22 protein-coding genes are annotated in these 23,805 nt (G+C 70.2%); 14 read left to right on the top strand and 8 right to left on the bottom strand.

Annotated features, from left to right (window positions below):
- Positions 1-221 precede the first annotated feature (221 nt).
- The 4 genes from B4N89_RS12520 (at position 222) to B4N89_RS12505 (ending at position 3,186) form a co-directional block, all read left to right on the top strand.
- Positions 222-467 (top strand): hypothetical protein, encoded by a 246-nt coding sequence (locus tag B4N89_RS12520; protein ID WP_235618588.1) that lies wholly within the window; start codon positions 222-224, stop codon positions 465-467.
- A 135-nt stretch (positions 468-602) separates the two neighbouring features.
- Positions 603-1,367 (top strand): SDR family oxidoreductase, encoded by a 765-nt coding sequence (locus tag B4N89_RS12515; RefSeq protein WP_078975936.1) that lies wholly within the window; start codon positions 603-605, stop codon positions 1,365-1,367.
- A gap of 223 nt (positions 1,368-1,590) precedes the next feature.
- Positions 1,591-2,676 (top strand): amidohydrolase family protein, encoded by a 1,086-nt coding sequence (locus B4N89_RS12510; RefSeq protein ID WP_078975935.1) that lies wholly within the window; start codon positions 1,591-1,593, stop codon positions 2,674-2,676.
- A gap of 117 nt (positions 2,677-2,793) precedes the next feature.
- Entirely contained in the window at positions 2,794-3,186 is a 393-nt protein-coding gene (locus B4N89_RS12505; RefSeq protein ID WP_201260831.1) for a helix-turn-helix domain-containing protein, read from the top strand.
- Positions 3,187-3,219: 33 nt separating this feature from the next.
- Here B4N89_RS12505 and B4N89_RS12500 read toward each other — a convergent pair whose 3' ends face one another.
- Positions 3,220-3,630: a VOC family protein gene (locus B4N89_RS12500; protein ID WP_078975934.1), complete on the bottom strand. Its 411-nt coding sequence runs from the start codon at positions 3,628-3,630 to the stop codon at positions 3,220-3,222.
- Between the two features lie 177 nt (positions 3,631-3,807).
- On the opposite strand from B4N89_RS12500, the gene B4N89_RS12495 reads away from it, so the two are divergent.
- From B4N89_RS12495 to B4N89_RS12480, 4 genes are all read left to right on the top strand, one after another.
- On the top strand, positions 3,808-4,803 hold the full coding sequence (locus B4N89_RS12495) for a Zn-ribbon domain-containing OB-fold protein (RefSeq protein WP_078975933.1): 996 nt from the start codon (positions 3,808-3,810) through the stop codon (positions 4,801-4,803).
- 31 nt (positions 4,804-4,834) lie between these two features.
- Positions 4,835-5,944, top strand: a complete 1,110-nt coding sequence (locus B4N89_RS12490) for a lipid-transfer protein (RefSeq protein ID WP_078975932.1) — start codon at positions 4,835-4,837, stop codon at positions 5,942-5,944.
- Positions 5,941-7,098: a thiolase domain-containing protein gene (locus tag B4N89_RS12485; protein ID WP_078975931.1), complete on the top strand. Its 1,158-nt coding sequence runs from the start codon at positions 5,941-5,943 to the stop codon at positions 7,096-7,098. The genes B4N89_RS12490 and B4N89_RS12485 overlap by 4 nt, the downstream gene beginning before the upstream one ends.
- Before the next feature lie 106 nt (positions 7,099-7,204).
- Positions 7,205-8,329 (top strand): NAD(P)H-dependent flavin oxidoreductase, encoded by a 1,125-nt coding sequence (locus B4N89_RS12480; protein WP_078975930.1) that lies wholly within the window; start codon positions 7,205-7,207, stop codon positions 8,327-8,329.
- Between the two features lie 218 nt (positions 8,330-8,547).
- Here B4N89_RS12480 and B4N89_RS12475 read toward each other — a convergent pair whose 3' ends face one another.
- The 4 genes from B4N89_RS12475 to B4N89_RS12460 form a co-directional block, all read right to left on the bottom strand.
- Positions 8,548-9,678: a hypothetical protein gene (locus tag B4N89_RS12475; protein ID WP_078975929.1), complete on the bottom strand. Its 1,131-nt coding sequence runs from the start codon at positions 9,676-9,678 to the stop codon at positions 8,548-8,550.
- A 189-nt stretch (positions 9,679-9,867) separates the two neighbouring features.
- Entirely contained in the window at positions 9,868-10,746 is an 879-nt protein-coding gene (locus B4N89_RS12470; RefSeq protein WP_078975928.1) for an MHYT domain-containing protein, read from the bottom strand.
- A gap of 123 nt (positions 10,747-10,869) precedes the next feature.
- Positions 10,870-11,967 (bottom strand): P1 family peptidase, encoded by a 1,098-nt coding sequence (locus tag B4N89_RS12465; protein ID WP_078975927.1) that lies wholly within the window; start codon positions 11,965-11,967, stop codon positions 10,870-10,872.
- Positions 11,968-12,085: 118 nt separating this feature from the next.
- Positions 12,086-12,808, bottom strand: a complete 723-nt coding sequence (locus B4N89_RS12460) for a TetR/AcrR family transcriptional regulator (protein WP_078975926.1) — start codon at positions 12,806-12,808, stop codon at positions 12,086-12,088.
- Between the two features lie 177 nt (positions 12,809-12,985).
- On the opposite strand from B4N89_RS12460, the gene B4N89_RS12455 reads away from it, so the two are divergent.
- Complete coding sequence (locus B4N89_RS12455; RefSeq protein ID WP_078975925.1) at positions 12,986-14,503, top strand: MFS transporter; 1,518 nt, start codon at positions 12,986-12,988, stop codon at positions 14,501-14,503.
- 102 nt (positions 14,504-14,605) lie between these two features.
- On the opposite strand, the gene B4N89_RS12450 is transcribed toward B4N89_RS12455, so the two are convergent.
- From B4N89_RS12450 to B4N89_RS12440, 3 genes are all read right to left on the bottom strand, one after another.
- On the bottom strand, positions 14,606-15,181 hold the full coding sequence (locus B4N89_RS12450; protein WP_078975924.1) for a DUF4383 domain-containing protein: 576 nt from the start codon (positions 15,179-15,181) through the stop codon (positions 14,606-14,608).
- A gap of 114 nt (positions 15,182-15,295) precedes the next feature.
- Positions 15,296-15,769, bottom strand: a complete 474-nt coding sequence (locus tag B4N89_RS12445; RefSeq protein WP_078975923.1) for a Rieske (2Fe-2S) protein — start codon at positions 15,767-15,769, stop codon at positions 15,296-15,298.
- Positions 15,702-17,333, bottom strand: coding sequence for an ATP-binding protein (locus B4N89_RS12440; RefSeq protein ID WP_078975922.1), 1,632 nt, complete (start codon positions 17,331-17,333; stop codon positions 15,702-15,704). Before B4N89_RS12440 ends, B4N89_RS12445 begins: the two co-directional genes overlap by 68 nt.
- Positions 17,334-17,781: 448 nt before the next feature.
- Here B4N89_RS12440 and B4N89_RS12435 point away from each other — a divergent pair, with 448 nt between their 5' ends.
- The 5 genes from B4N89_RS12435 to B4N89_RS12415 all read left to right on the top strand — a co-directional run bounded on the left by B4N89_RS12435 (position 17,782) and on the right by B4N89_RS12415 (position 23,778).
- Positions 17,782-18,762 (top strand): trypsin-like serine peptidase, encoded by a 981-nt coding sequence (locus tag B4N89_RS12435; protein WP_235618586.1) that lies wholly within the window; start codon positions 17,782-17,784, stop codon positions 18,760-18,762.
- A 424-nt stretch (positions 18,763-19,186) separates the two neighbouring features.
- Positions 19,187-19,969, top strand: coding sequence for a 4'-phosphopantetheinyl transferase family protein (locus B4N89_RS12430; protein ID WP_078975921.1), 783 nt, complete (start codon positions 19,187-19,189; stop codon positions 19,967-19,969).
- 161 nt (positions 19,970-20,130) lie between these two features.
- Entirely contained in the window at positions 20,131-22,326 is a 2,196-nt protein-coding gene (locus B4N89_RS12425; RefSeq protein WP_078975920.1) for an MMPL family transporter, read from the top strand.
- A gap of 267 nt (positions 22,327-22,593) precedes the next feature.
- Positions 22,594-22,884: a helix-turn-helix domain-containing protein gene (locus B4N89_RS12420; RefSeq protein ID WP_078975919.1), complete on the top strand. Its 291-nt coding sequence runs from the start codon at positions 22,594-22,596 to the stop codon at positions 22,882-22,884.
- A gap of 216 nt (positions 22,885-23,100) precedes the next feature.
- A complete protein-coding gene (locus tag B4N89_RS12415; RefSeq protein WP_078975918.1) occupies positions 23,101-23,778 on the top strand; it encodes an AfsR/SARP family transcriptional regulator in 678 nt (225 codons plus the stop codon).
- The last annotated feature ends 27 nt before the right edge of the window (positions 23,779-23,805 follow it).

Below are 23,805 nucleotides of genomic sequence, written 5' to 3'. Positions count from 1 at the left end.
CATGTCCACTCTGGCGCCCCCGATTTCCGAGAGCCGTCGCAAACCCTGGAGGAGCGCGAAGAGCCCTTCATTGCTCCAGGACGTCTCGCCCGCCAGGCCGGCGAGACCAGATCGGTCGAGACTGGAGTACCGCCGTAGCCCCGACGACTCCCAGTTTGCCTGGATGTCACCGCCGAACAGATCCCACCAGTCCTCGTCCTCCAATTCGGCCCGACGGTCGGTTGTCCGTCGTCGACTGGGGCCGGGTGGCGCTCGGGCCTCGGTGGGCGGAGGTCGCCTTCGTCGGGTCGCACCTGGTGGACGAGGGGCACAACCTCGGCGAGGTACGGCGTTGGATGTGGCGCTTTCCCGAATGGCGCCGCACCCCGCATACGGCTCGGCGCCTCCTCGCCGAGGCGATGGTCGGTCACACCGACGGCCGGTCGACCTGGTGGCTCGGCATGATCGAGGCCCCGATCGCAGGCTGACGGACGGGTCCCGGCACTCACCCGGAACCGGGTGTCGGGACCCGCTCGAAAATTCGTAGTCACATTTTTCGCGGGGGCTCCGTCAAGGAAACAGAGGCCCCGGAACGAGCCGGGGCGGGTTTCGAAGGAGTCGTCATGAGCGCATCGATCCTGGTCACCGGCGGTACCGGCACGCTCGGCAGCCTGATCGTCCCGCAGTTGCGGGAGGCCGGTCGCGAGGTCCGCGTGCTCAGCCGGCGCGGCGGCACCTCGGCCGACGGTGTCGAGCAGGTGCGCGCCGATCTGCTGAAGAACGAGGGGGTCGACGACGCGGTGAAGGGCGTCGACACCGTGCTGCACCTGGCCGGCGGCGCCAAGGGCGACGACGAGGCGACCCGCAACCTGGTGCGCGCCGCGCAGGACGCCGGTGTGCGGCACCTCGTGTACATCTCGGTGATCGGCGCGAACACCATGCCGATCGGGTACTTCCGCGCCAAGCTCGGCGCCGAGCAGGCGGTGACCGGGTCGGGTCTGCCCTGGACCACCCTGCGCGCCGCCCAGTTCAACGAACTCGTGCTGAAGATGATGGGTTCGATGACCAAGTTCCCGGTGGTGCCCAACCCGGGCGGTCTGCGCTTCCAGCCCGTCGACGGCCGCGATGTCGCGGAGCGCATGGTCGAACTCACCCTCGGCGCCCCGTCGGGCCTGGTCGCCGACCTGACCGGCCCCAAGGTCTACACGATGGGCGAACTCGCGCGGAGCTACCTCGCCGCGGCCGGCAAGCGCCGCCTCCACCTCCCGGTTCGCATCCCCGGCAAGATCGGCCGCGCCTACCGCGCGGGCGTCAACCTGTCGCTCGACAAGGCCACCGTCGGCACCCGCACCTGGGAGGACTTCCTGGCCGAGCACGTCGGCCGCTGACACCCGACCGGCACACCGACGAGCGCGCCGCCGGCACATCGAGCACACGGGCACACGACGGCGCGCCCGGGCCGCACGAAGACCGCGCATACCCCCTCGACCCACACCTCCATACGGATGAACGTGCGTGGCGGGCAGGGCATCAAGGGCTTGATCTCCGGCATTCTGCCCATGCGCCCCAACCTGTCGGTCGGCGCCGTGTCCCCCGGAGGTCATCATCACTGTGCAACGAATCGGCAGGCGCCTGGCGGTGGCCGCCGCGGCCCTGACGGCGGTGGCCGTCATCGCCTCCCCGGCAGGCGCCGGAGCGGGCGCGCCGGCGGAGTGCTTCGACCGCGCGACCGAGCCCTACACCTCGCAGGTCGACAGCCACCTGCACTTCCGTCCGTTCGGCGGGCAGGCGATCCCGTTCGACGAACTCAACGGATATCTGCGCAAGAGCGGCGTCCGACACGCGAGCATGTACGGCATCGGCCAGACCCTCCCCGTGGACTCCACCTGCACGTACTACCTCGACTGTCCCGGGACGCCCGTGGCCCCGAGCATGCGCAACGACTTCGTCAACGCCGCGAACTACGCGGCGGCGAAGCCGGAGGATCCCGAACTCGCGGTCTCCATGACGTTCCTCGACCTGAACCACCCGGAGACCATCCCGCCCGGAATCAGCCTCTACGACAAGGAGTTCCCCGGCGTGTTCCGCTGGGCGGGAGAGGTGAACCTGGTCAAGCAGGCGTTGTTCGCCAACGAGCACACACCGGCGACGATCGAGAACATCCGGAACTGGGCGCCGTTCATGAAGGTGCTGCGCGAGCGCGGCATCCCGATCACCATCCACTCCGACCTCGGCAACGACGAGGAGCAGACGAAGTACCTCCCCCTGATGGAGGAGACCCTGCGGCAGTATCCGGACAACAAGATCGTGTGGGCCCACATGGGCCTGTCCAAGGAACTCGCCACGATGGACCCCGACCGGCACATCGCGATCATGACCAGGCTCTTGGACCAGTACCCGGATCTGACCCTCGACCTGAGTTGGCGGGTGCTGGAGGACAACTACTTCGGCAAGCCGGGAGTCCGGAGCAAGTACGCCGCGTTCCTCGACCGATACCCGACCAGGGCGATCCCGGGGACCGACTTCGTGGCCTCGCGCGCCAAGGACTACGCGGTGTACGAGGAGGAACTCGAGGTCACCAGCCGGATCAACCGGGCCCTGGGCGACCGGGCCTTCCGCAACATCGCGCTCGGGGAGAACTACTACCGACTTCTCGGCCTGCGCGAGCACGCGCCACGGGTGTGCCGGACGCGATAGCGCGCCGAAGGCCGCGGCGGAAGGCGAGTCACGGGTGCCTTCCGCCGCCGTGCGCCGTGGGCGCGGGTACGGCGCGAGTCGATACCGGCCCTGGACGAACCGTGATGGGATGGCCCCGTGAGCCGTGCCACCGAGGACACCAACCGCCGCATGCTGCGGGCCCGCGACGCGATGGACCGCGCCTACGCGCAACCGCTGGACATCCCGGCCCTGGCCCGCATCGCGCACGTGTCCGAGGCGCACTTCACCCGCACCTTCCGGGCCACCTTCGGCGAGACGCCGCACCGCTACCTCCAGCGGCGCCGGGTCGAACGGGCGATGTTCCTGCTCCGCGAGAGCGACCGCAGCGTGACCGACATCTGCTTCGAGGTCGGCTTCGGCAGCCCCGGCACGTTCAGCCGTACCTTCCACGACATCGTCGGCCGATCGCCGCGCACCTATCGCAAGGAGGCGGTGGCCGCCCGGGTGCCCACCTGCTTCACGATGGCCTGGTCCCGCCCGAGCGCCTGACCGCCCGCGGCGGATCGGGCGCCGGCGCCCTCGTCAGGTGTTCGGCTGGGTGAACCGGATCCGGTTCCCGAACGGGTCGCGCAGCCCGCAGTCGACCCCGTACGGCCGCTCGGTGGGCTCCTCGGTGAACTCGACGCCCTTGGCCAGCAGCGTCTCGTAGGTCTTGCGGCAGTCCGCGGTGGTGAAGATGAGCCAACCGCCCATCGCCCCCTTGGTCACCAGGTCGCGCACCTGGTCGGCCGTCTCGGCGGACATCGCCGGCGGTCCGGGCTTCTCGAGCAGGATCTCGCGGCCGGCCTCGCCGGGGATGCCGACGGTCAGCCAGCGCATGAAGCCCATGTCGACGTCGGCCTTGACCTCCAGGCCGAGCTTGCCCACGTAGAAGTCGAGCGCCTCGTTCTGGTCGAGGACGTAGATCTGTGATTGGAAGATCGCGTTGAACATGTGCACAACGCTAGTTCGCCCCCCGGCCGAAAACTTATCCAAAACTGCTGAGTCGACGCGTTGCCCCCCGGGTCTCGAACACCCTCGGAGAGAACATGTTTTCGCTATCCATTGACCTCGTCAAGGAACCTTACCTATCGTTCGGCCGGTGGCCGACCTCGTTCCAAGGCCGAGAGGATGACCGTGTCGACACAGACCGTCAGTACCATCCAGTTCCCTTACAAGCGCACACTCGGACCGGTCATGGGCCGCTTCTTCTCCGAGTTGACCGCCCGTCGGATCGTCGGCATCCGCTCCGGTGAGCGGGTGATCGTGCCGCCGATGGAGTACGACCCGGAGACCGGGAACGAGCTCGCGCGCGACTTCGTCGAGGTGGGCCCCGCCGGCACCGTCCGGTCCTGGACCTGGGTCGCCGAACCGATCGAATCGCACCCGCTGGAGCGCCCGTTCGCCTTCGTCCTGATCCGCCTGGACGGCGCCGACACCGACATGGTGCACGTGCTCGACGCGGGCGCCGAGGACGCCGTGTACACCGGCATGCGGGTCGCGCCGCGCTGGCGGGACGAGCCCGTGGGCCGGATCGACGACATCGTCTGCTTCGTCCCCGGCGAGCGGGCCGAGGCCCCCGAGGGCGAGCCCGGCGAGGCGCGGGAGGTGACCACGATGGAGTACTTCTCCACGATCACCTACACCGACGTGCTCTCGCCCACCCTGGTCCGCTACGCGAGCAATCTGCGCGCGGGCAAGCTGACCGGCCAGCGCTGCCCGCGGTGCAACCGGGTGTTCCTGGGCCGGGGCTACTGCTCCGTGGACGCCATCCGACTCGGTCCCGAACTGGACGAGGACCTGCCCGACCGGGGCGTGGTGTCCAACTACACCATCGTCACCCCCACCCCGTACCCCGGGCAGAAGGAGACCGAGCCGTTCGCGCGCGCCTCGGTCGTGCTCGAAGGCGACGAGATGGTGATCGCCCAGCAGCAGATCCTGGACCTGCCGGTGTCCGAGATCCGGGTCGGCATGCGGGTGCGGGCGGAGTGGATGCCCGAGGCCGAACGCGACGCCGCGGAGATCACCAGCAAGGGCTGGGGCACCGTCGCGGGCTTCATCAAGGGCTGGCGGCCCACCGGCGAGCCGGACGAGCCCGCCGAGCAATACATGAACCGGGTGTTCTGATGACGACACGTCACATGACGGCAGGTCAAAAATGACGACACGTCAAAAGGCGGGCGAGACAAGGGAGACGGCAGTGCGGCAGGACAGCGACATCGCGATCGTCGCGACCGCGCAGCTTCCGGCGGTACGCCGGCAGGAACTCACCGAGACCGAGATGCTGCTCATGGTCGTCGACGAGGCGTTGGGGAAGGTCGACCTCGAGCGCTCCGACATCGGCTTCAGCTGCCAGGGGTCGTGCGACTACATCTCCGGCGGCACGTTCTCGTTCGTGCCCAACCTCGACGCGATGGGCGCCTGGCCGCCGATCCACGAGTCGCACGTCGAGATGGACGGCGCGTGGGCGATGTACGAGGCGTGGGTACGGCTGCGGCACGGCGACATCGACATCGCGGTGGCGATGGGCTCGGGCAAGTCCTCCACCGGCGACCCGGCCGCGATCTACCCGCTCGAACTCGACCCGTACTACCTCGCGCCGCTCGGCCTGGACCCGGTCTCGCTGGCCGCCCTCCAGGCCCGGCAGCTGATCGAGTCCGGCAAGAGCACCGAGCGCGAACTCGCCGAGATCGCCGCGCGCTCGCGCCGGGACGCGGCCGGCAACCCGAACCAGCAGGTACGCGCCGCCGAGCAGGACGTGGACAAGCTGCTTGCCGAGGGCTACCTGCGCAACCCGCTGCGCAAAAGCGACCTGCCGCCGATCTCGGACGGCGCCTGCGCGGTGGTCCTCGTGCGCGGCCCGCGGGCCGCCGAACTGACCGAGCGCCCGGCCTGGATCACCGGGATCGACCACCGCAGCGAGGTGCACAACCCGGCCCTGCGCGACCTGACCGACTCCGCCTCCACCCGGCTCGCCGCGGCGCGCGCCGGCGGCGTGGCCGGCGTCGAAGTGGCCGAGCTGATGGCGCCGTTCACCGCGCAGGAGGTGATCCTGCGGCAGTCGCTCGGCCTGGCCGACGGCGTCCTGATCAACCCCTCCGGCGGCGCGCTCACCGGCAACCCGCTGATGGCCACCGGCCTGGTCCGGATCGCCGACGCGGCCGAGGCGATCCTCGCCGACGGGCGCTCGCGCACGCTCGGGCACGCCACCTCGGGCCCGGCACTCCAGCAGAACCTCGTCTGCGTCCTGGAAGGTGACAACCGATGACCCATGAGCGCGTTGCCGTCGTCGGCATCGGCCAGACCAAGCACAAGAAGCGGCGCGACGACCTGTCGATCGCCGGGCTCGTCCGCGAGGCCGCCCGGCGCGCGCTCGACGACGCGCGGATGACCTGGAGCGACATCGACGCGGTGGTGATCGGGAAGGCGCCCGACATCTTCGAGGGCGTGATGAAGCCCGAGCTCTACCTCTCGGACGCGCTCGGCGGCGCCGGCAAGCCGGTGTTCCGGGTACACACCGCCGGCAGCGTGGGCGGATCCACCGCGGTCGTGGCCTCCCACCTGATCAGCAGCCGCGTGCACAGGCGGGTGCTGGCGGTCGCGTGGGAGAAGCAGTCCGAGGGGAACGCGCAATTCGGCCTGGGCGGCGGCAAGTCCGGCTCGATCGGCGCGGGCGGCGCGTTCGCGCCGTGGATTCGCGCGTACATCCGCAAGTCCGGCGCGCCCGAGCACATCGGCTGGCAGGTGGCGGTCAAGGACCGGCAGAACGCGCTGCGCAACGAGTACGCGCACCTCCAGCTCAAGGACATCTCGATCGACAAGGTCCGCGAGTCGCCGATGATGTGGGACCCCCTGCACTTCCTGGAGTCGTGCCCGTCCTCCGACGGCGCCGGCGCGATCGTGCTCACCGACGAGGCGGGCGGCGACGCGGCCGCGGCCGACGGGCGGGCGCCGGCCTGGGTCCTGGGCACCTCGATGCGCTCCGAGCCGTCGTCCTTCAACGGCCGCGACCCGATCCGCCCGCAGGCCGGCGTCGACTGCGCGTGGGACGTGTACCGCCAGGCCGGCATCACCGACCCGCGCCGGCAGATCGACGTGGCCGAGTTGTACGTGCCGTTCTCCTGGTACGAGCCGATGTGGCTGGAGGGCCACGACATCGCGCCGGTGGGCGAGGGCTGGAAGATGGTCGACCGGGGCGAGACCGCCTTCGACGGCGACTTCCCGGTCAACCCGTCCGGCGGCGTATTGTCCTCGAACCCGATCGGCGCCTCCGGCATGCTCCGTTTCCTGGAGGCGGCGCTCCAGGTCCGGGGCACGGCCGGCGAGCACCAGGTGGACGGCGCGAGGGTCGCCCTCGCCCAGGCGTACGGCGCGGCGGCGCAGTACTTCGCGATGTGGGCGGTCGGTACGGACAAGCCGTAGCGACGCGGGTATCGCCCCGGCGCAAATGGTAAGGCTCCTTGACCTTGATTTGGTCAAGGAGCCTTCCTATTCTGGGGCCTTCACCCGGTGACCGGAGGTTGTGCCGATGAAGCCCCCCATCTGCGAGAAGCTAGGGATCGAGTTCCCGATCTTCGCGTTCTCCCACTGCCGCGACGTGGTCGCGGCGGTCAGTCGAGCCGGAGGCTTCGGGGTCCTCGGCGCGCTCGCGTTCGACCCCGAGCAGCTGGAGGTCGAACTGGCCTGGCTCGACGAGCACACCGACGGCAAGCCGTACGGCGTCGACCTGGCGATCCCGATGGCCTACATCGGCAAGGGCGGCGGTGAGGCGGCGCTGCCCGCCAACCTGGAGAAGCTGATCCCGGAGCAGCACTGGAAGTTCGTCGACGACCTTCTGGAGAAGCACCAAATCCCCCCGCTGCCCCCGGAGTTGGCGGACCGACCGGTCAAGGCGGCCGGGCTGAACGTGGATCTGGAGTCGCGCGCGCAGATCGAGGTCTCCCTCAAGCACCCGCTGGTGAAGATGTTCGTCAACGCGCTCGGCCCGCCGCCGGCCGACATCATCGACGCCTGCCACGCGGCGGGGGTCCTGGTCGGCGCCCTGTGCGGCAGCCCCCGGCATGCGCAGAAGCAGGTCGAGGCGGGCGTGGACGTGGTGGTCGCGCAGGGCACCGAGGCCGGCGGGCACTGCGGCGAGATCTCCACGATGGTGCTCATCCCGCAGGTGGTTGACACGGTCGGCCCCGACGTCCCGGTGCTCGCCGCCGGCGGCATCGGCGGCGGCCGGCAGATGGCCGCCGCGCTGGCACTCGGCGCGCAGGGGGTGTGGACCGGCAGCCTGTGGCTCACCGTCGCCGAGGCGGACACCCACGAGGTCTCGGTACAGAACCTCCTGGAGGCCAAGTCCACCGACACCGTGCGCTCGCGCGCGATGACCGGCAAGCCCGCCCGCCAGCTCAAAAGCGCGTGGACCGAGGCGTGGGAGGACCCGGCCAACCCCGACCCGCTGCCGATGCCGCTCCAGGGCATCATCTTCAACGCGGCGTCCCGGCGGTTCACCCGGACCAAGAACAAGGAGCTCAACGGCTGGCCGGTCGGCCAGGTGGTCGGCATGCTCGACCGGGTCCGGCCGACCCAGGAGGTCGTGATGTCGCTGGTCGAGGAGTGGATCGAGACCACGGAGCGGCTGAACGCGTTCCTGGCCGACGACTGAGTCGGACCGCTCCGGCCGAGACCTGCCGGGCCGGGCGCGCGGGAGGACTCGCGTGCACGGCCCGGCGGTCGGCGGGTCACGGGAGTGAGTGACACCGGTCCCGCGCCTATGGATACCGCGAACTGTCCCGGTATTTCAGCAACCTGTGCGTTTCGGGGTCATCGACCGCGTGTGTCCGGTAAAGTCCACCGGTTGCGCCGGGCGTGAGCCCTCCGCCGCTACGGCGCCACCGAGTCCCACCCCGTGAACCCCGACGGGTCGTGCCGCCCGAACGTGCCATGCTCGAAGATGCCCAGACCCTCCGCGATCAGGGCGCCGTCCGGGCCGAGCAGCCGAGCCGTGGCCACGTGGTCGATCACGCCGAACGGGATGCGCTTGGCCACCACGGGATCCTTCTGGTCGTACACCGCGCCGTCGAGGTAGTCCTCGCCCTTCCACTGGCCGTGCCCCCAGTCGGGGTCGCCGCCGTAGCCCGCGCCGACGTTGAGCGCGATGAACCCGTGGTTGTCCAGACGCAGGGTGAGCGCGTTGCGCCTGCGGTCGGTCAGGTGGACGTCGGCGCCCTCGGGGTGTCGGGTGCCGGGCGTGTACCGCACGTCGAACTCGGGCCAGCCCAACTGCTCGGGCGCCTTCCCGGAGGCGATCGGGTACATCCGGATCGCCTCGGTCAGGAAGCGGTGCCCGTCGGCGGATTCCTGCGCGATGATCATCAGCGCCTGATCGCCCAGGTGCAGCGGGATCCAGTTCCACCAGAACCCGGCGGTCTGCGCGGGCCGTCCGGCCGGCGGGGCCTCGCCCGACGGGCGGATGCCCCACGAGCGGTCGCGCGAGCCGGACCAGGTCCGCGGGGTGACCGGAATCCGCTCGCCGTCCAGGGTCACCGTGCCGGTCCAGTCGCCGATCTGGACGAAGCGCGACGCGTCCAGCATCGGCTTGAAGTCGCTGCGCTGCACGTGTCGAGGTTCCGGGAGCGGCGCGAACGGCGAGGTGAAGGTGAGGTCGATCGTGATGCCCTGCTCCGGCGCGTCGCACACCACGCGCACGCTGGACAGCGGCTCCAACACCTCGATGCGGTACGGGCCGACCTCCTGGCGCATACGATCCGGGCCGAGCGCGCCCGACATCCGCACCGCGTGCTGGCGGCCGTCCCTGCGGACCACCACGTACGCGTCGATCACGCCCAGGTTCGGGTAGACGCCCAGGCCGGTGGCGATCTGTACGCCGCCCGCGCGGTCGTAGGCGTGCATGATGCAGCGGTCGTAGAAGTTCCGGTCGGTCGAGCCGACCTCGCTGTGGAACAACGGGACCTGGTGGACCGGATATTCGTCCAGGGGCACGGGGATCGGCATCGGTTCCTCCTGACCACGCGCCGACGGTGCGCCGACGCGTCGGGCTGGTTGAGACGTCGTGCGAGTGTGCGCCAAATCATTGACGCAATCAAGCGTTACCCCGAGCCGTCCCCGCCGCCCCGACCCGACGCCGCCTCCAGTTCGAGCCCCCCGCGCGACAACCGGACGGCCGGAATGCCGAAGCCCGGATCAGCGTCCGCTGCGGAAGTAATCCCGGGGATCGTTTTCGGCGCGCCGCCGATGCGATACGCGCCTGCCGCCGGCATTCCCGGCCGCGAACGGGGCGCCCCGATTGTCTTCCAACCGGGCCAGTCGGGCGCTGAGTTCGGCTTCTTCCCTGATTTCGTCGGCGGACGGCGACAGCGCCACCATGAACAACGTGATCACCGTGAAAAGACTGATGCCGGTGATCAACGGCGCGAGGAATTGCGTCGCCTCCACACCGTGCGCCAACCCGTGCGCACCCTCGGTACGCACACTCATCGCCGACATTCCCGTGTAGTGCATTCCGCCGACCGCCAGGCCCATGATCAACGCGGCGCCCCCGGTCGCCACGAATCCGCTCACGTGCAGCGCCGCCCACAACGCGGCGGTGGCCGCGACCACCGCGATTCCGATGGACAACGTCACGCGCGGCGTGTCGTAGTGGATCGTGCCGTCCAGGCTCAGCGCGGCCATGCCCATGTAGTGCATGCTCGCCACGCCACCGCCGGTGACCACCCCGCCGAGCACCAGGCCGACCCATCCCGCGTTGCGCCGACCCGCGATGGCCATGCCGACGCCGACCACGATCACCGCGAGCACGAGCGAGGTGATCGTCTTGGACACGTCGTAGCGGATCGGGGTACCGCGCACCGAGAAACCGAGCATGCCGATGAAATGCATGACCCAGATTCCGGTACCGCCGATCGACGCCGCGCCCAGGACCAACCAGCGCGCCCGCACCCAACCGCGCACCGCGCGGGCCCGCGTCGTGCACAACAACCCGAGCGCCGAGCCGAGACACGACATCAGATAGGCGATGACCGGAGTCAGCGCTCCGTACTGGAAATGATCCACGTGACCCATGCCGGCAACCGCTCCGTCGGATTTTCGAGCCCCTTCGGAAACGGGAAAACTCGTCCTCGAATCGCCGATGATAGGCCGGCTCGGACATCGGGCCGCGACCGGGCTTGGGAATTCGCCGAAGCGTCACCCGTCGTATCGGCACGTGGAATTCGGGTAAAGATCGCGGTACGCCGGCACCGACCCGCCGCGCTTCGCCGCGAGCACCCCGTGCAGGACGGCCCGGCCGAACACGTCCGCCGCCGCGGCGTGCAGCAGGGTCAGCGCGGCGGCCTCCTCGTTGACCCCGTAGGGCGTGGTCGGGTCGAGCGCGGGCAGCGGGACGCGGGCCGTGGACACCGCGAAGATCGTGTCGCCGTCGTAGAGGGTGTGGACGGGACGGATCGCCCGGGCCAGCCCGTCGTGCGCGACACCCGCCACCTTCTGCGCCTGGGACCTGGTCAGCGCCGCGTCGGTGGCGACGATCCCGATCGTGGTGTTGAGCGAGGGCGGGGTCTGCGCCGAGGCCGCCGCGCGGGTCAACGCGGCGGCGTGCTCGGCGTGTTCGGGCGGGGTGAGCGGGAACTCGCCGGGGAGGCCGAGGCCGACCGCGTAGGGCAGCCCGCCGATCGGGTCGACCGGCGACCCGGCGGCGTTGACCACCGCGAGCGCGGCGACCGTGACCCCGCCGGGCAGTACCACGCTCGCCGTACCCACCCCGCCGCGCAGCCCGCCGACCATCGCCCCCGTGCCCGCCCCCACGCTGCCCGTCGGCACCGGCGCGTGCTCCGGTTCGGCGTCCGCCGCCGCGATCGCCGCCCGCCCGAGCGCCGCGTCGGGCCGGCGCTGCCAATCACCGCCGCGCCCGAGGTCGAACAGCGAGGCCGCGGGCACCACCGGCACCACCTGGTGCGGCTCGGCGCCGACCGGGAACCCCCGCCCGCGCTCGGCCAGCCACGCCACCACCCCGCCCGCCGCGTCGAGCCCGAACGCACTGCCCCCGCTGAGCACGATCGCCTCGATCCGCGGTACCAGGTTGCGCGGATCGAGCGCGTCCAACTCGCGCGTGCCCGGGGCGCCGCCGCGCACGTCCACTCCCGCCACGAAGCCGCCGACCGGACCGAGCAGCACCGTGGTCCCGGTCATCGCGCCCGCGTCCGTGTACGCCGCGTGCCCGACCCGCAGCCCGGCCACGTCGGTGATCGCGTTGCGCGGTCCGGCCTTGAACTCCCCGATGTCGAACATGCGGCCTCCAAGCCTTCCGAGCACGTCGGACCGTGCCGTGGTCCCTGTTCCCCATGCTGCTCCACGCATATCGGCGAGGAGCCGGCGCGGCGGGCCGGCGAGGTGGGGTGACGCCCGGTCAGGACTCCCGTTCGGAGTACGCGATCAGGCCGAGCAGCAGCACGTCGATCCCGAACGCGAAGCGCTCGTCGCCGTCGCCGGTGGTCAACTCGGTGCCCATGGAGGCCAGCGTGGGGAAGCGGGCCGCGGGCAGGGACGCGAAGTATTCCTGGATCCGCGCGTAGTAGGCGCCGCGCTCGGCGTCGGTCGAGCCGTGCCCGGCGTCCGGCCCGCCCAGTTCGAGGCCGGACATCACGGTGTACATGGACAACACGTCGGCCGCGAACGCGCAGACCCGCTTGGACAGTCCGCCCGCGCGCAGGATGGCGAGCAGCCGCTCCGTCGAGTGGATCGAATTGGGACCCATCGGCACCGTGCCGATCGTGGCCCGGCCCAGGTCGCGGTGTGCGGCGTAGACGTCGCGGATCGCGAACATCGTCTCGCGCAGTTGCTCGCGCCAGCGCTCGGGATCGGCGACCGGGATGTGCACCTCCCCGTTGACCCGGTCCACCACGAGTTCGACGAGTTCCTCCTTGTTGGCGACGTAGGCGTACAACGACGCCGCCCCCGTCTCGAAGCGCTGGGCCACCCGGCGCATGCTCAGCGCGTCCATGCCCTCCGCGTCGATGATCTCCAGCGCGGCGGTGACGATCGCCTCCTGCGACAGCGCCGGTTTGCGCGGTCCCCGGGCCTTGGGCGTCGTGCGCCACGGCGGCAGGGGTACTTCGGGAGCCTCGGACACGACGCCACCTCCTCGACCAGTCGCACGGATCCCGCGACTTTACGAACACTGTACTTGACTCGAACAGTGTTCGCGCCTAAAACAGTGTTCGAAGATAAGAACACTGTTCGTATGACGAACGGTGTTCGAAGACCGGATCAGAGTCATGCACGACAAGAAGGGGAGACGGGGGAGACGATGGACACCGACGTCACCTATGCCGCGCCGGCCGCGGCCGAGACGGGGAAACGCACGTCCTACCGATTGCGCTGGTTCGGCCTCGCGGTGGTCATGGGCGCCGACATCATGGACCTGCTCGACGCGACGATCGTCAACGTCGCCGGCCCCGGCATTCGGGACGCCCTCGGCGGCAATTCCACCCACCTCCAGTGGTTCTCCGCCGCGTACACGCTCGCGTTCGCGATGTTCCTGATCACCGGCGCCCGACTGGGCGACATCCTGGGCCGGCGGCGGATGTTCCTGCTCGGGGCGACCGCCTTCACCGTCACCTCCGCGCTGTGCGGGCTGGCCCAGTCGCCGGAGGTGTTGATCGGGGCCCGCGGCCTACAGGGGCTGGCCGCGGCGGTGATGGTGCCGCAGGGGCTCGGCCTGATCCGGGACATGTTCGACGAGAGCGAGGTCGGCGCCGCGTTCGCGGTGTTCGGCCCCTCGATGGGGCTGGCCGCGGTGCTCGGCCCGATCCTGGGCGGCGTGGTCATGGACGCCGACCTGTTCGGCCTCGGCTGGCGCGCGGTGTTCGTGGTGAACGTGCCGCTGGGCCTGTTCGCGCTGGCCGCCGGCGCGCGCGTGATTCCCCGGCCCGAGCCGAGTACGACCACCCGCCGGCCCGGCCTCGACCTCGTCGGCGTCGTCCTGGTCACCGCGGCGATGATGCTGCTCGTGTACCCGCTCGTCCAGGGCCGCGAAGCGGGCTGGCCCGCGTGGACGTTCGGCTGCCTGGCCGCTTCGCTGCCGGTGCTCGGGCTGTTCGCCTGGTACGAGGTGCGCACCACCCGCGCGGGGCGCGACGCGCTGGTGGAGGTCAGCCTGTTCGCCAATCGTGCGTTCACCGGCGCCCTGGCGGTCGGCCTGATGATGTTCGCCTCGATGATCGGCCTGATGCTCGTGCTCGGCGTCTACCTCCAGATCGGCCTGGGCTGGTCCGCGACCCACGCGGCGCTCGCGCTGATCCCGTGGTCGCTGGGCTCGACCGTCGGCGCGGGCCTGGCGGGGGCCGTGCTCGCCGCGAAGTACGGCCGTCGGGTGCTGCACGCGGGCCTGGTGGTCGGCCTGCTCGGGGTGCTCGGAACCGCGGCCACCATCACGATGCACGACGGCCCGGTGAACACCTGGATCCTGCTGCCGGCGACCGCCGTCGCGGGTTTCGGGTTCGGGCTGCTGATGGCGCCGTTCTTCGGGATCGCGCTGGCCGGCGTGGCCGATTCCGAGGTCGGTTCGGCCTCCGGAGTGCTCAACGCGGTGCAGCAGCTCGCGGGGGCGCTGGGGGTGGCCCTGTTCGGAACGCTGTTCTTCACCCACGTGGAGGACAACGCACCCGCCGCACACACCCTGGACGCGGTGCGCGGGGTGTTCGACGACGCGTTCACGATCGGCGCCCTCGGCAGCGCCGCCGCCCTGGCCGTGGCGTGGGGCCTGGCATTCCTGATGCCGCGCTTCGAGCGCCCGCCCGGCGCGGAGGGTGCGGCCGGGCACTGAGCGGGCGGGGCCCGCGGGGGTGCGTCCGCGCGAAGGCGCCGGAACGAGAGGGTCTTCGTTCCGGCGCCTTCGCGCGTGCGGTGCTCGTCCGCCGCGGGGAACTCAGTGGCCGCCGGCGATGCCGGGGCGGGACCGGCTCGTCCCGGGCGTGGACGCGCCGTCGCGGGTCAGGACCGAGGCCCGGCGGCGGAAGGCGTCCTCGCGGGCCGCCTCTTCCGGGTGGCGCGAGCGCCAATACGGGTTGTCGTGCGGCAGATGGCCGCTGACCCGCCCGTACAGGCCGAACGTCATCACCAGCAGACCGACCACGAAGCTGAAGATGACGTTCGGCATCTTGAAGGACAGGAAGTTGATGTCGGGGGTGCCGATCAGGCCCAGGTTCACGAAGCCGCTGATCACGAACAGCGCGCCGACCACGACGTTCACCGTCGAGGCGGTGTTGCCGCCGATGATCGCGCCGAGGATCAGGATCGCGCCGACCACGACCGAGATCAGGCTGAGCGCGCCGTTGGTCGACATGCCCGCGACCTCGCGTCCGGTGGTGGAGAAGAAGCCGACGTTGTGCGTGAAGCCCAGGACGCCGAACACGATCAGCACGACGCCCATGAAGCCGCCGCCGTACCGGTAGACCTGCCCGAGTCGATGGTCGACCGGCAGCGCCTCGTCCAAGCCTGTCATGGCCGCCTCCCAACATCCGATGTGCGTGATAATTCCTATTTGATCCCCTTTCCCGGATTTGCCGGGAAGTACCGGTTCGAGTTCGCCGACACGGGCACGGGCGGAGCCGGTCGGTTACGCGGGCTTGAGGACGATCCGACCGTTCGTGACCGCGATCGGCTTGGCCGCGAGCGGGCGCGGCGCCGGGCCGCCGAGTACGGCGCCGGTGTTCGCGTCGTAGTCGCTGTTGTGGCAGGGGCAGTGGATCCGCCCGCCGGAGACGCTGCCGACCAGGCACTGCTGGTGGGTGCACACGGCGCTGAACGCCTTGAAGTCGCCGGCGGTGGGCTGGGTGACCACCACCTTGGCGTCGTCGTAGACCTTGCCGCCGCCGACCGGCACGTCACCGACCGGGCCCAGCACCTTGTCGGCGGCGGGGGCGTCGTCCTTGGCGTCGTCGCCGCCACCGCAGGCCACCAGCGTGGCGCCGCCGGCCGCGACGAGGGCGCCGCAGAGCACGATCCGCCGCGTGGGTGCGGCACTACTCGTCGACGGGGTGTCCGTCGGGTCGACGGTCGTCGGGTCGGTGCTCGGGTCCGTCGCTCGCATGGGTTGCCTCCGTCGTCGTTCCCGGCGCCGGTCGTTCACGCGGCGCCGACGCAACGGAAACGTACGCGAGCGGTTCGTGGTTCGACGGATCCGTGAAGCGAACGGGTTCGATCGGCTCCGGTTCGTCGGTGAAGGATCGGTCGGGGTCGAGGGAGGCGGGGGCTTCGGCGGGCTCGGGAGGTGCGTCGAGGTCGGTGCGTTCGGTCGGGTGCGGCGGCTCGGTCGAGGCGGTGGGGCCGGGTTTCCCGGGGGCGGGGATCGTCGGCTCCGGCTGTCCGTACTCCGGCTCCGCGTACTTCGGCTCTGCGTCCTCCGACTCCGCGTTCTCCGGTTCCGTGCCTTCCGGCGCCACGCCCTCCGGCTCCGCGTCCTGCGCCGAGCGCTTCGGCAGCGTGAATACGATCCGCGTGCCCGCCGTGTACTCGGTGTCCACCGCGATCCGGCCGCCGTGTTGTTCGACGATGCGCTTGGCCATCGCCAGGCCGATCCCGCTTCCCGTGTACGTCTCGCGCGGGTGCAGTCGGCGGAAGGCCACGAACACCCGTTCCGCCGACTCGGCCGGGATGCCGATCCCGTTGTCGGTGATGGTGATCCGCCACCCCTCCGCGGCCGGTTCGGCGTCGACCCGTACCAGCGGGCGCTCGTACGGGCGGGCGAACTTGACCGCGTTGCCGAGCAGATGCCGGATCAGGGTGGCCAGCAGCACCGGGTCGGCGTCCACCACCGGCAGTTCGGCGTGCGCCAACTCGGCGCCGGTGTCCTCGACCCGATCCGCCATGTCCGACCACGTCAGCCGGACCACCTCGTCCAGATCCACCGCGACGCTCTCCGCGCGCGAGCGGCCCACCTCGGTCAGGGTGACCATCTCGTCGATGAGCATCTGGAGTCGGCGCGCGTTGTCGATGGTGAAGTCGATGTACTGCCGGCCGCGCCGGTCCAACACGTCCTCGTAGCGCTCTTGGAGCATGCGTCCGAAGGACACGATCCGGCGCAGCGGATCCTGCATGTCGTGCGTCGCGGCGTGGGCGAACTGGTCGAGATCGGCCTGGGCGAGTCGGGCGCGCCGGTCCTGTTCGTCGAGCCGGGCGCGCAACTCGTCCCGCTCCCGCGCCGACTCCCGGGCCCGCTCGCGCTCGGCGGCCGACTCCCGGTCCCGCTCGGCGATCACGGCGGTCAGCGTGGCGACGTGCTCGCGTTCCCGCCGGGCCCGGTCCTCGCCGGCGTGGGCCCGGGCGCGCAGGCTCGCCATCGCGCCGGCGATCGCGGCGAACTCGCGACTGCCGTAGCGCGCGGCCCGGCTCGGCGGCTCGCTCGGATCGGCCAGTTGGGTCAGCGGCCGCTCCACCGTGCGTCGCAGCGCGGCCTCGATCAGCACGGTCAGCCCGACCACCAGCAACAGGTCGCCGCCGAGCACCAGGAGCAGCCCGCGCGAGCGCGCGTCGCCGTCCAGGGTCAGTCCGACCACCAGCGCCGCGATCGTGGCCAGCATCACCGCCGCGCACGGCACCCAGATCAGCCGCAGCCGGGCGCGGACCGTCCACCACGAGTCGTCGGAACCCGCCATCGGTACCCCGCCCTCTCCGGCTCGCCGTCGCCCCGCCGACACCCCGCCGACAACCCCCGCGGAACAAGGAAAGTGTGGCAGCGCCGGCCCCCTCGGCACGAGGGCATGATCCGGCCGCCCGTCGCCGAGGGGCGGGGGCCCGAGCCTCGGAGGTTCCTTAAGCCAGTCATAAATCACCCATACCGGGGTGCCGTCGGCGACGAGCCCCGGGATACGGTCGCAGGGCCGGTCGGGCGGTTTGGAGAGACGGCGTCGAGCCGGCATGCGATGACGGGGGTTTCCTGCGACCGTCGCCCCCCTCCCACCTGTTTGGGGCGACGGTCGCAAGAACACCTCGTCACGAGCGTGTGACCGTGCGTTCGGCGGTCTGATTCGTCCTTACCCGGGTATCGATCCACCCGGTAGCGTCCTGGGGCCGAGGCCGAATTACGCCGAGAATGGTGATCGAGTGTCGCGACGAACCGCGGATTCCGAAGCGACCCCCGGAAGGAGTCGACTGCTGATCGGCACCGTCTTCTGTGTGGCCGCCGTGCTGGTGGTGGCGGGTCTGGCCTCGATGGGCCGGATCTCCGGACATCCGAGGTCGCGGGCGGGCGGCGACGCGGCCCGGGGCTATCACCTGCCGGATCCGGCCGAGGGCGATCGCATCGCGGCGAGCCTGCTGGGTGGTGCGCCCACGGCACCGTCCGGGACACCCGTGCCGACGATCACCTCGGAGGCGGTCGAGCCGCTTCCGGTGTCCGAACCGCTGCGGGCCGGCGTCATCGCGCCGACGCCGGCGATCGGCGCGCTCCTGCACGTGGACGACGGCGCGGAGCCGCAGCACTTCTGCACGGCGACGGTGGTGCACTCGCCGAACCGGAACCTGGTGATCACCGCCGCGCACTGCGTCTACGGCGAGGCGTTCGCGTCCGACGTCGCCTTCGCCCCCGGCTACTCCGACGGGCTCATGCCGTACGGGGTGTGGGTCCCCTCCCGGATCGACGTGGACCCGCGCTGGGTCTCGGACCGGGACCCGGCCTACGACGTCGCGTTCCTCCAGGTGCGGCGCCCCGGCACCGACGACCGGATCGAGGAGGTGACCGGCGCCGAACAGGTGTCCTTCGACTCTCCGTTCGACCGCGCGGCCCGACTGATCGGCTACCCGGACGGCCAGGAGCAGCCGATCGGCTGCCAGAACACCACCACGGCCCTGTCCGACACCCAGGTGCGCTTCGACTGCGCGGACTTCCCCGACGGCACCAGCGGTGGTCCGATGCTCACCGACATCGACCCCGCGAACGGCCGGGGCACGGTGATCGGCGTCATCGGCGGCTACCAGGAGGGCGGCGACGACCTCACCTCCTACAGCAGCCGCTTCGGCCCCGACATCGCCACCCTCTACAACCGAGCCGGCACGGCGGACGCCACTTCGACCCCGACGACCTGACGGGCGACGGAGAGGTCGTCGAAGCACCCCGAAATCGGGCGTCGATACCGCCGAATGTCGGCGGGCGTCGGAACCACCGCACACGCGCCGTGCACGCGCCGTTCGCGCAATTGCGCACGCCGGACGGATGTTTACGCGACGCGCCTCGGGCCCTCCCGGGGCGCGCTCTGTCGGGAAAGCGGCGACACCACCGGGACTGTAGTCAGTCCACCGTCAGTTGGGCGTCAGCGCTCTCCGCCAATGTAGTTGGTATGACGTCGATCTCGGCGGTTTCCGGCTGCCTTCCCGATACTCTCCCGATTGCCTTTTTTCGGAGGGAACTTCAGCCGACCGTTGTCCGGCCGAGGCGCTGCCGGCGCTTCGTCCCGCACCACGCTTGCGCCTTCGGGCCGCTCGCCGTGGACATGTCACGGTCGTCTTCCCGGTGAGCGCGGACCGCGGCGACTGTGACCGCACGCGCGACCGGTCGGGCGTCGAGGACGGGAACGGTCGGGAACGCGTGGAGGTCTGGCGGATCGCGCTCGACGACGAGGACGACCCGGACCACTGTCCGGCCTCCCTCGAAGATCTCCTCGACGAGGACGAGAAGGCCCGCGCCGAGCGCGGACTGCTGCCGGGAATGCGGCGCCGTTTCGTGATCGCGCACGCCGCGACCCGGATCGTCGTCGGCGAGCGTCTGGGCCGCCCGCCGGCCTCCCTGCGCTTCACCCGCGGCCGGTGGGGCAAGCCGGCCGTCGAGGGGGCGGGCCTGCACTTCAGCCTGTCGCACTCGGGCGGCATCGCCCTGCTCGCCCTTGCATCGCGACCGGTCGGGGTGGACGTGGAACTGGCCCGCCCGGACCTGGACGCCGAGCGCTTGGCCCGGCGCTTCTTCGGCGACGAGGAGCGGGAGTTGGTGGCGCGCGACGGGAACGGCGCCTTCACCCGGCTGTGGACCAGGAAGGAGGCCTGTGTGAAGGCGGTGGGCGGCAGGCTCACCGAAAGCATGGCGATCCCCGTCGCCCACTCCGCGCGGCAGGCCGCGGTGTACTCCCGCTCGGGTTCGCTCACGGGACCGTGGAGAGTTGCCGACCTGCCGCTTCCCGAAGGATATGCGGGGTCCGTCGCACTGCTCGGTGACGCGCCCTTTTACGTTTCAACGAGGATGTGGTACCCAATGTCGCCGACCGAAACCGATGGCATGCGACACAGGCCGGGTGTCAAGTAGAAGAAACTCCCCTCAAAAAGGCGTAGTCGTACCCGTGGTCGTGTGCCGAAGCGTCGCTAGATTCAAGGACGCGAGAGCACGATGGTAAAGCACCGGCCGGATTCTTGAGCCAGGACCGCGTTTTGGTGCCGGGTATTCCTTTCGAGGAGGGGGAGGTAATCGTGGAAGGCAGGAACGTGATCACCAAGGCCGCGCGGTGGAGCGCTGTCCACCCCTGGTGGGCACTCGCGCTCTGGCTTGTGGTCGTCCTGGGGGCACTGACGGTCGGCGTCACCACGGGTACCCGGCAGGCCACCAGCTCGGACCTGTCCATCGGCCAGTCCGGCCGGGCCGCCGCCATCGCCAAGAGCGGCGGTCTGCAGGTCCGCGCGGTGGAGAACATCCTGGTCACGCCGTACATCGGCAAGCTCGATGTGGCCAGGGCGCGAGCCGCGGCCGACGAGACGGTGTCCGGCCTGAAGGGCGACAAGGGCATCGCCTCGATCGGCGAGCCGATACTCGCCTCGGACGGCTCGGCCCTGCTGGTCCCGGTGACGCTCAACGGAGACCCCGAGACCGCCGACAGCCGGGTGCGACCGCTGCTCGACAGCGTGGAGAAGACCCAAGAGGCGCACTCCGACGTACACGTGGAGCTGGTCGGCGAAGGGTCCATCAGGTCCGGGCTCAACGACCTCCTCGACGACGGCCGCCGCCGGGCGACCGTGCTGAGTCTGCCGGTGACGCTGCTCGTCATGGTCTTCGTCTTCGGCGCGATGGTCGCCGCGAGCGTCCCCGTCGTCCTGGGCCTGTCCTCGGTGCTGACCGGACTCGGCCTGTGGGGAGCGGCCTCCCAGTTCGTGCCGGATCCGGGCCCGGTGACCCACATCATCGTCCTGGTGGGCATGGCCATCGGCGTCGACTATTCACTCTTCTACCTCAAGCGGCAGCGTGAGGAACGGGCGCTCGGCGCCAACGAGGTCGATGCCATCGAGGTCGCCGCGGCCACTTCCGGCCATGCCGTGCTCGTCTCCGGCCTGGTGGTGATGGTCTCCATGTGCGCGCTCTACTTCGCCGGGCACATCGCCTTCCAGGCGATGGCCACGGGCGCGATCCTGGTCGTCGCCATCGCGATCAGCGCCTCGCTGACCGTGTTGCCGGCCATGCTGTCCAAATTCGGCCGCTACCTGGACAAGCCGCGCGTCCCCCTGGTGTGGCGGCTCACGCAGAAAGGCGGCGTCAAGCCTCGCCTGTGGTCGGCGATGCTCAAGCCGTCGTTGCGCCACCCGGTACTCGCGCTCGTGCTCTCCGTCGGCGTGCTCCTCGCCCTCGCGCTGCCCGCCCTCGGTCTGCGGCTCAAGGCCACCGGTATCGACGACCTGCCCAAGTCGATCCCCGCGATGCAGGCCAACGAGCGCCTGACGAAGTCGTTCCCCAGCCCGGCCGACACGCACACCGTCGCCGTGAAGGTCTCCGCCGACCGGGCCGCGCAGCTGCGCACGGCGGTGGCCGCGCTGGTCGAACGCACGCGGCACGACGACCTCTTCGTGCAGACCCCGGAGCCGCTGGTACGTACGTCGACGGACGGCACGGTCAGCACCATCGCCGTCGGCACGCGCTTCAAGAGCAGCTCCGGCAAGGCGCGCGAATCCCTGACGAAGCTGCGCGAGGACATCGCCCCGAATGCCCTCGGCAGCGTCGAGGGCGCCGAGTTCGCGGTCGGCGGCAGTGATGTGGCGTACGACGTGGACTACCGGGCGAACGTCGTCGCCAAGATGCCCTGGGTCCTCGGGGTTGCCCTGGCCATGACCTTCCTGGTCATGGCCATCGCCTTCCGGTCCCTGGTGCTCGCGCTGATCACGGTGGTGCTCAACGTGCTGTCCGCGGTGGCGTCTTTCGGTCTGCTTGCGCTGATCTTCCAGCGGACCTGGGCCGAGGGCATCCTGCACTTCCAGTCCACGGGCCGGGTGGTGGCCTGGCTGCCCCTGATGCTCTTCGTGATCCTGCTCGGCCTGTCGATGGATTACCACGTCTTCGTCGTCAGCCGGATCAGAGAGGCCGCGCGCGGCGGGCTCGGCATCCGGGACGCCGTCGAACAGGGCATCACGCGAACGGCGGGCGTCGTGACGGGCGCCGCGATGGTGATGGTGTCCGTGTTCGCCCTGCTCGCCTCGCTGAACTTCATCGAGTTCAAGCAGTTGGGCGTGGGTATGGCGGGTGCGGTGCTGCTCGACGCCACGCTCATTCGGATCGTCGCCCTGCCGGCCGTGGTCATGCTGGTCGGCTGGAAGACCTGGTGGCCCTCGCGACTCGCGTATCAGCACGGGACCCGCGCGCCGCGGATGCCGGCCGTGGTGACGGAGGGGACGTCGGTTCCGTAACCGCTCTTTGCGCGTCGGGCTCCGGGTGGCCGGGGGCTGGGCTTCGGCCCGCCCCCGGCCACCTTTTCGTGCGTCCCGCGCGCGGGAAAGTCGCGGCGCTCGCGTTGAACCGCCGAGCCGGGGGTTCCGTAAACCGTGTGGGGATTCCGACGAGAAACATAGAATCGCATGCGTGTTCGGCGGCGCATGATCAACTGCCTCGTGGCGGAGGTCTGCGCCTTCCGACGTGCGCACAACCGGGAAGCGGGGCGATCACGGGGGTGACTCATGCACAGCGACAGCGGCCCTGCTTCGGTGCGCTGGCAGACCGAACTTGCCCGGGTCGGGGCGCTCTCCGGGCGCGAGAAACAGGTTTTCGCGCTCCTCGGGGCCGGACATTCGAACCGCGGCATTGCCACCCGACTCGACGTCACGGAGCGAACCGTAAAGGCGCACGTGGCAAACATCCTGGTCAAGCTACAAGTGGAATCCCGCCTTCAGGCGGGCCTGGTTGCGCAAGTCTACGAAAGCATGTACGAAGGTACAGTATCGGAGCCGTCAAGCGTATCCGATAATTGACCATCGTGAATACCACCTGGATTCTTACCCTCCTTCGGGTCGCCCGGAACGAGTCGACCGTTGTTCCATGTGGTGGGCCGGGGGTTGCAAGAGAACAGCTTGTGACTGGAATTCAACGGTAGACGGGGGAGTTTGGTGTACATCTCCATATTGGGTCCGCTGCTGATAGGGGACGGTCAGAGAACCGTCGGTATACGCGCGAAGAAGAACCGGGTGATGCTCACCATGCTCGCGCTCAACATCGGTCAGGTGGTCACCTTCGACGAGCTGATCGACGAACTGTGGGGTGAGGCACCGCTCAAGAACACACGCAACGCGTTACAGGCGAACGTCAAGCGGGTGCGCAGGTCGCTGGCCGAATTAGGGCTCGGCGGACCCGACCACGAGCTCATTCGTACGGTGGACAACGGCTACACGCTGAACATCCCCGCCGACGCCGTGGACGCGTACCGCTTTTTGAACACGGCGGGCAAGGGCGCGGGCCTGGTCGTCGACCGGCCGCACGAGGCCACGGATCTGCTGCGCGAGGCGCTCGGCATGTGGCGCGGGCCGGCCCTGCTCGACACGAGTGACGGCCCCTGGTGCCGGGCCGTGGCGCTGCGCCTCGACGAACAGCGCAAGACCGCGCGCGAAGACCTCATCGCGGCCCAGCTCCAGCTCGGCGAGGCGGGGACCGTCGTCGCCGAACTCAAGCAACTGCTCGCGCAGTATCCCGAACGCGAGCGGTTCAGCGAGCAGTTGATGATCGCCCTGTACCGCTGCGGACGGCAGTCCGAGGCCGTCGACGTCTTCCACCGCACCCGCAAGTGGCTCGACCAGGAGCTGGGGCTCAAGCCGAACAGTCGCCTTCACCACCTCTACCAGGCGATCCTGATGCAGGATCCTTCGTTGTGAGCGCCGAGACGGCGACTCGTCACTGAT

Source organism: Embleya scabrispora, assembly GCF_002024165.1.
GTDB classification, from domain to species: Bacteria; Actinomycetota; Actinomycetes; order Streptomycetales; family Streptomycetaceae; genus Embleya; species Embleya scabrispora_A.
Note: the sequence above shows the minus strand (reverse complement) of the source record. Positions and strands in the feature narration are given on the sequence as shown.

Coding starts and splice junctions, on each gene's coding strand:
- B4N89_RS12480 (WP_078975930.1), top strand. CDS start 7,205: ATGAAGCCCCCCATCTGCGAGAAGCTAGGGATCGAGTTCCCGATCTTC.
- B4N89_RS12495 (WP_078975933.1), top strand. CDS start 3,808: ATGACCGTGTCGACACAGACCGTCAGTACCATCCAGTTCCCTTACAAG.
- B4N89_RS12515 (WP_078975936.1), top strand. CDS start 603: ATGAGCGCATCGATCCTGGTCACCGGCGGTACCGGCACGCTCGGCAGC.
- B4N89_RS12470 (WP_078975928.1), bottom strand. CDS start 10,746: ATGGGTCACGTGGATCATTTCCAGTACGGAGCGCTGACTCCGGTCATC.
- B4N89_RS12420 (WP_078975919.1), top strand. CDS start 22,594: ATGCACAGCGACAGCGGCCCTGCTTCGGTGCGCTGGCAGACCGAACTT.
- B4N89_RS12465 (WP_078975927.1), bottom strand. CDS start 11,967: ATGTTCGACATCGGGGAGTTCAAGGCCGGACCGCGCAACGCGATCACC.
- B4N89_RS12475 (WP_078975929.1), bottom strand. CDS start 9,678: ATGCCGATCCCCGTGCCCCTGGACGAATATCCGGTCCACCAGGTCCCG.
- B4N89_RS12485 (WP_078975931.1), top strand. CDS start 5,941: ATGACCCATGAGCGCGTTGCCGTCGTCGGCATCGGCCAGACCAAGCAC.
- B4N89_RS12445 (WP_078975923.1), bottom strand. CDS start 15,769: ATGCGAGCGACGGACCCGAGCACCGACCCGACGACCGTCGACCCGACG.
- B4N89_RS12450 (WP_078975924.1), bottom strand. CDS start 15,181: ATGACAGGCTTGGACGAGGCGCTGCCGGTCGACCATCGACTCGGGCAG.
- B4N89_RS12500 (WP_078975934.1), bottom strand. CDS start 3,630: ATGTTCAACGCGATCTTCCAATCACAGATCTACGTCCTCGACCAGAAC.
- B4N89_RS12455 (WP_078975925.1), top strand. CDS start 12,986: ATGGACACCGACGTCACCTATGCCGCGCCGGCCGCGGCCGAGACGGGG.
- B4N89_RS12490 (WP_078975932.1), top strand. CDS start 4,835: ATGACGACACGTCAAAAGGCGGGCGAGACAAGGGAGACGGCAGTGCGG.
- B4N89_RS12415 (WP_078975918.1), top strand. CDS start 23,101: ATGCTCACCATGCTCGCGCTCAACATCGGTCAGGTGGTCACCTTCGAC.
- B4N89_RS12440 (WP_078975922.1), bottom strand. CDS start 17,333: ATGGCGGGTTCCGACGACTCGTGGTGGACGGTCCGCGCCCGGCTGCGG.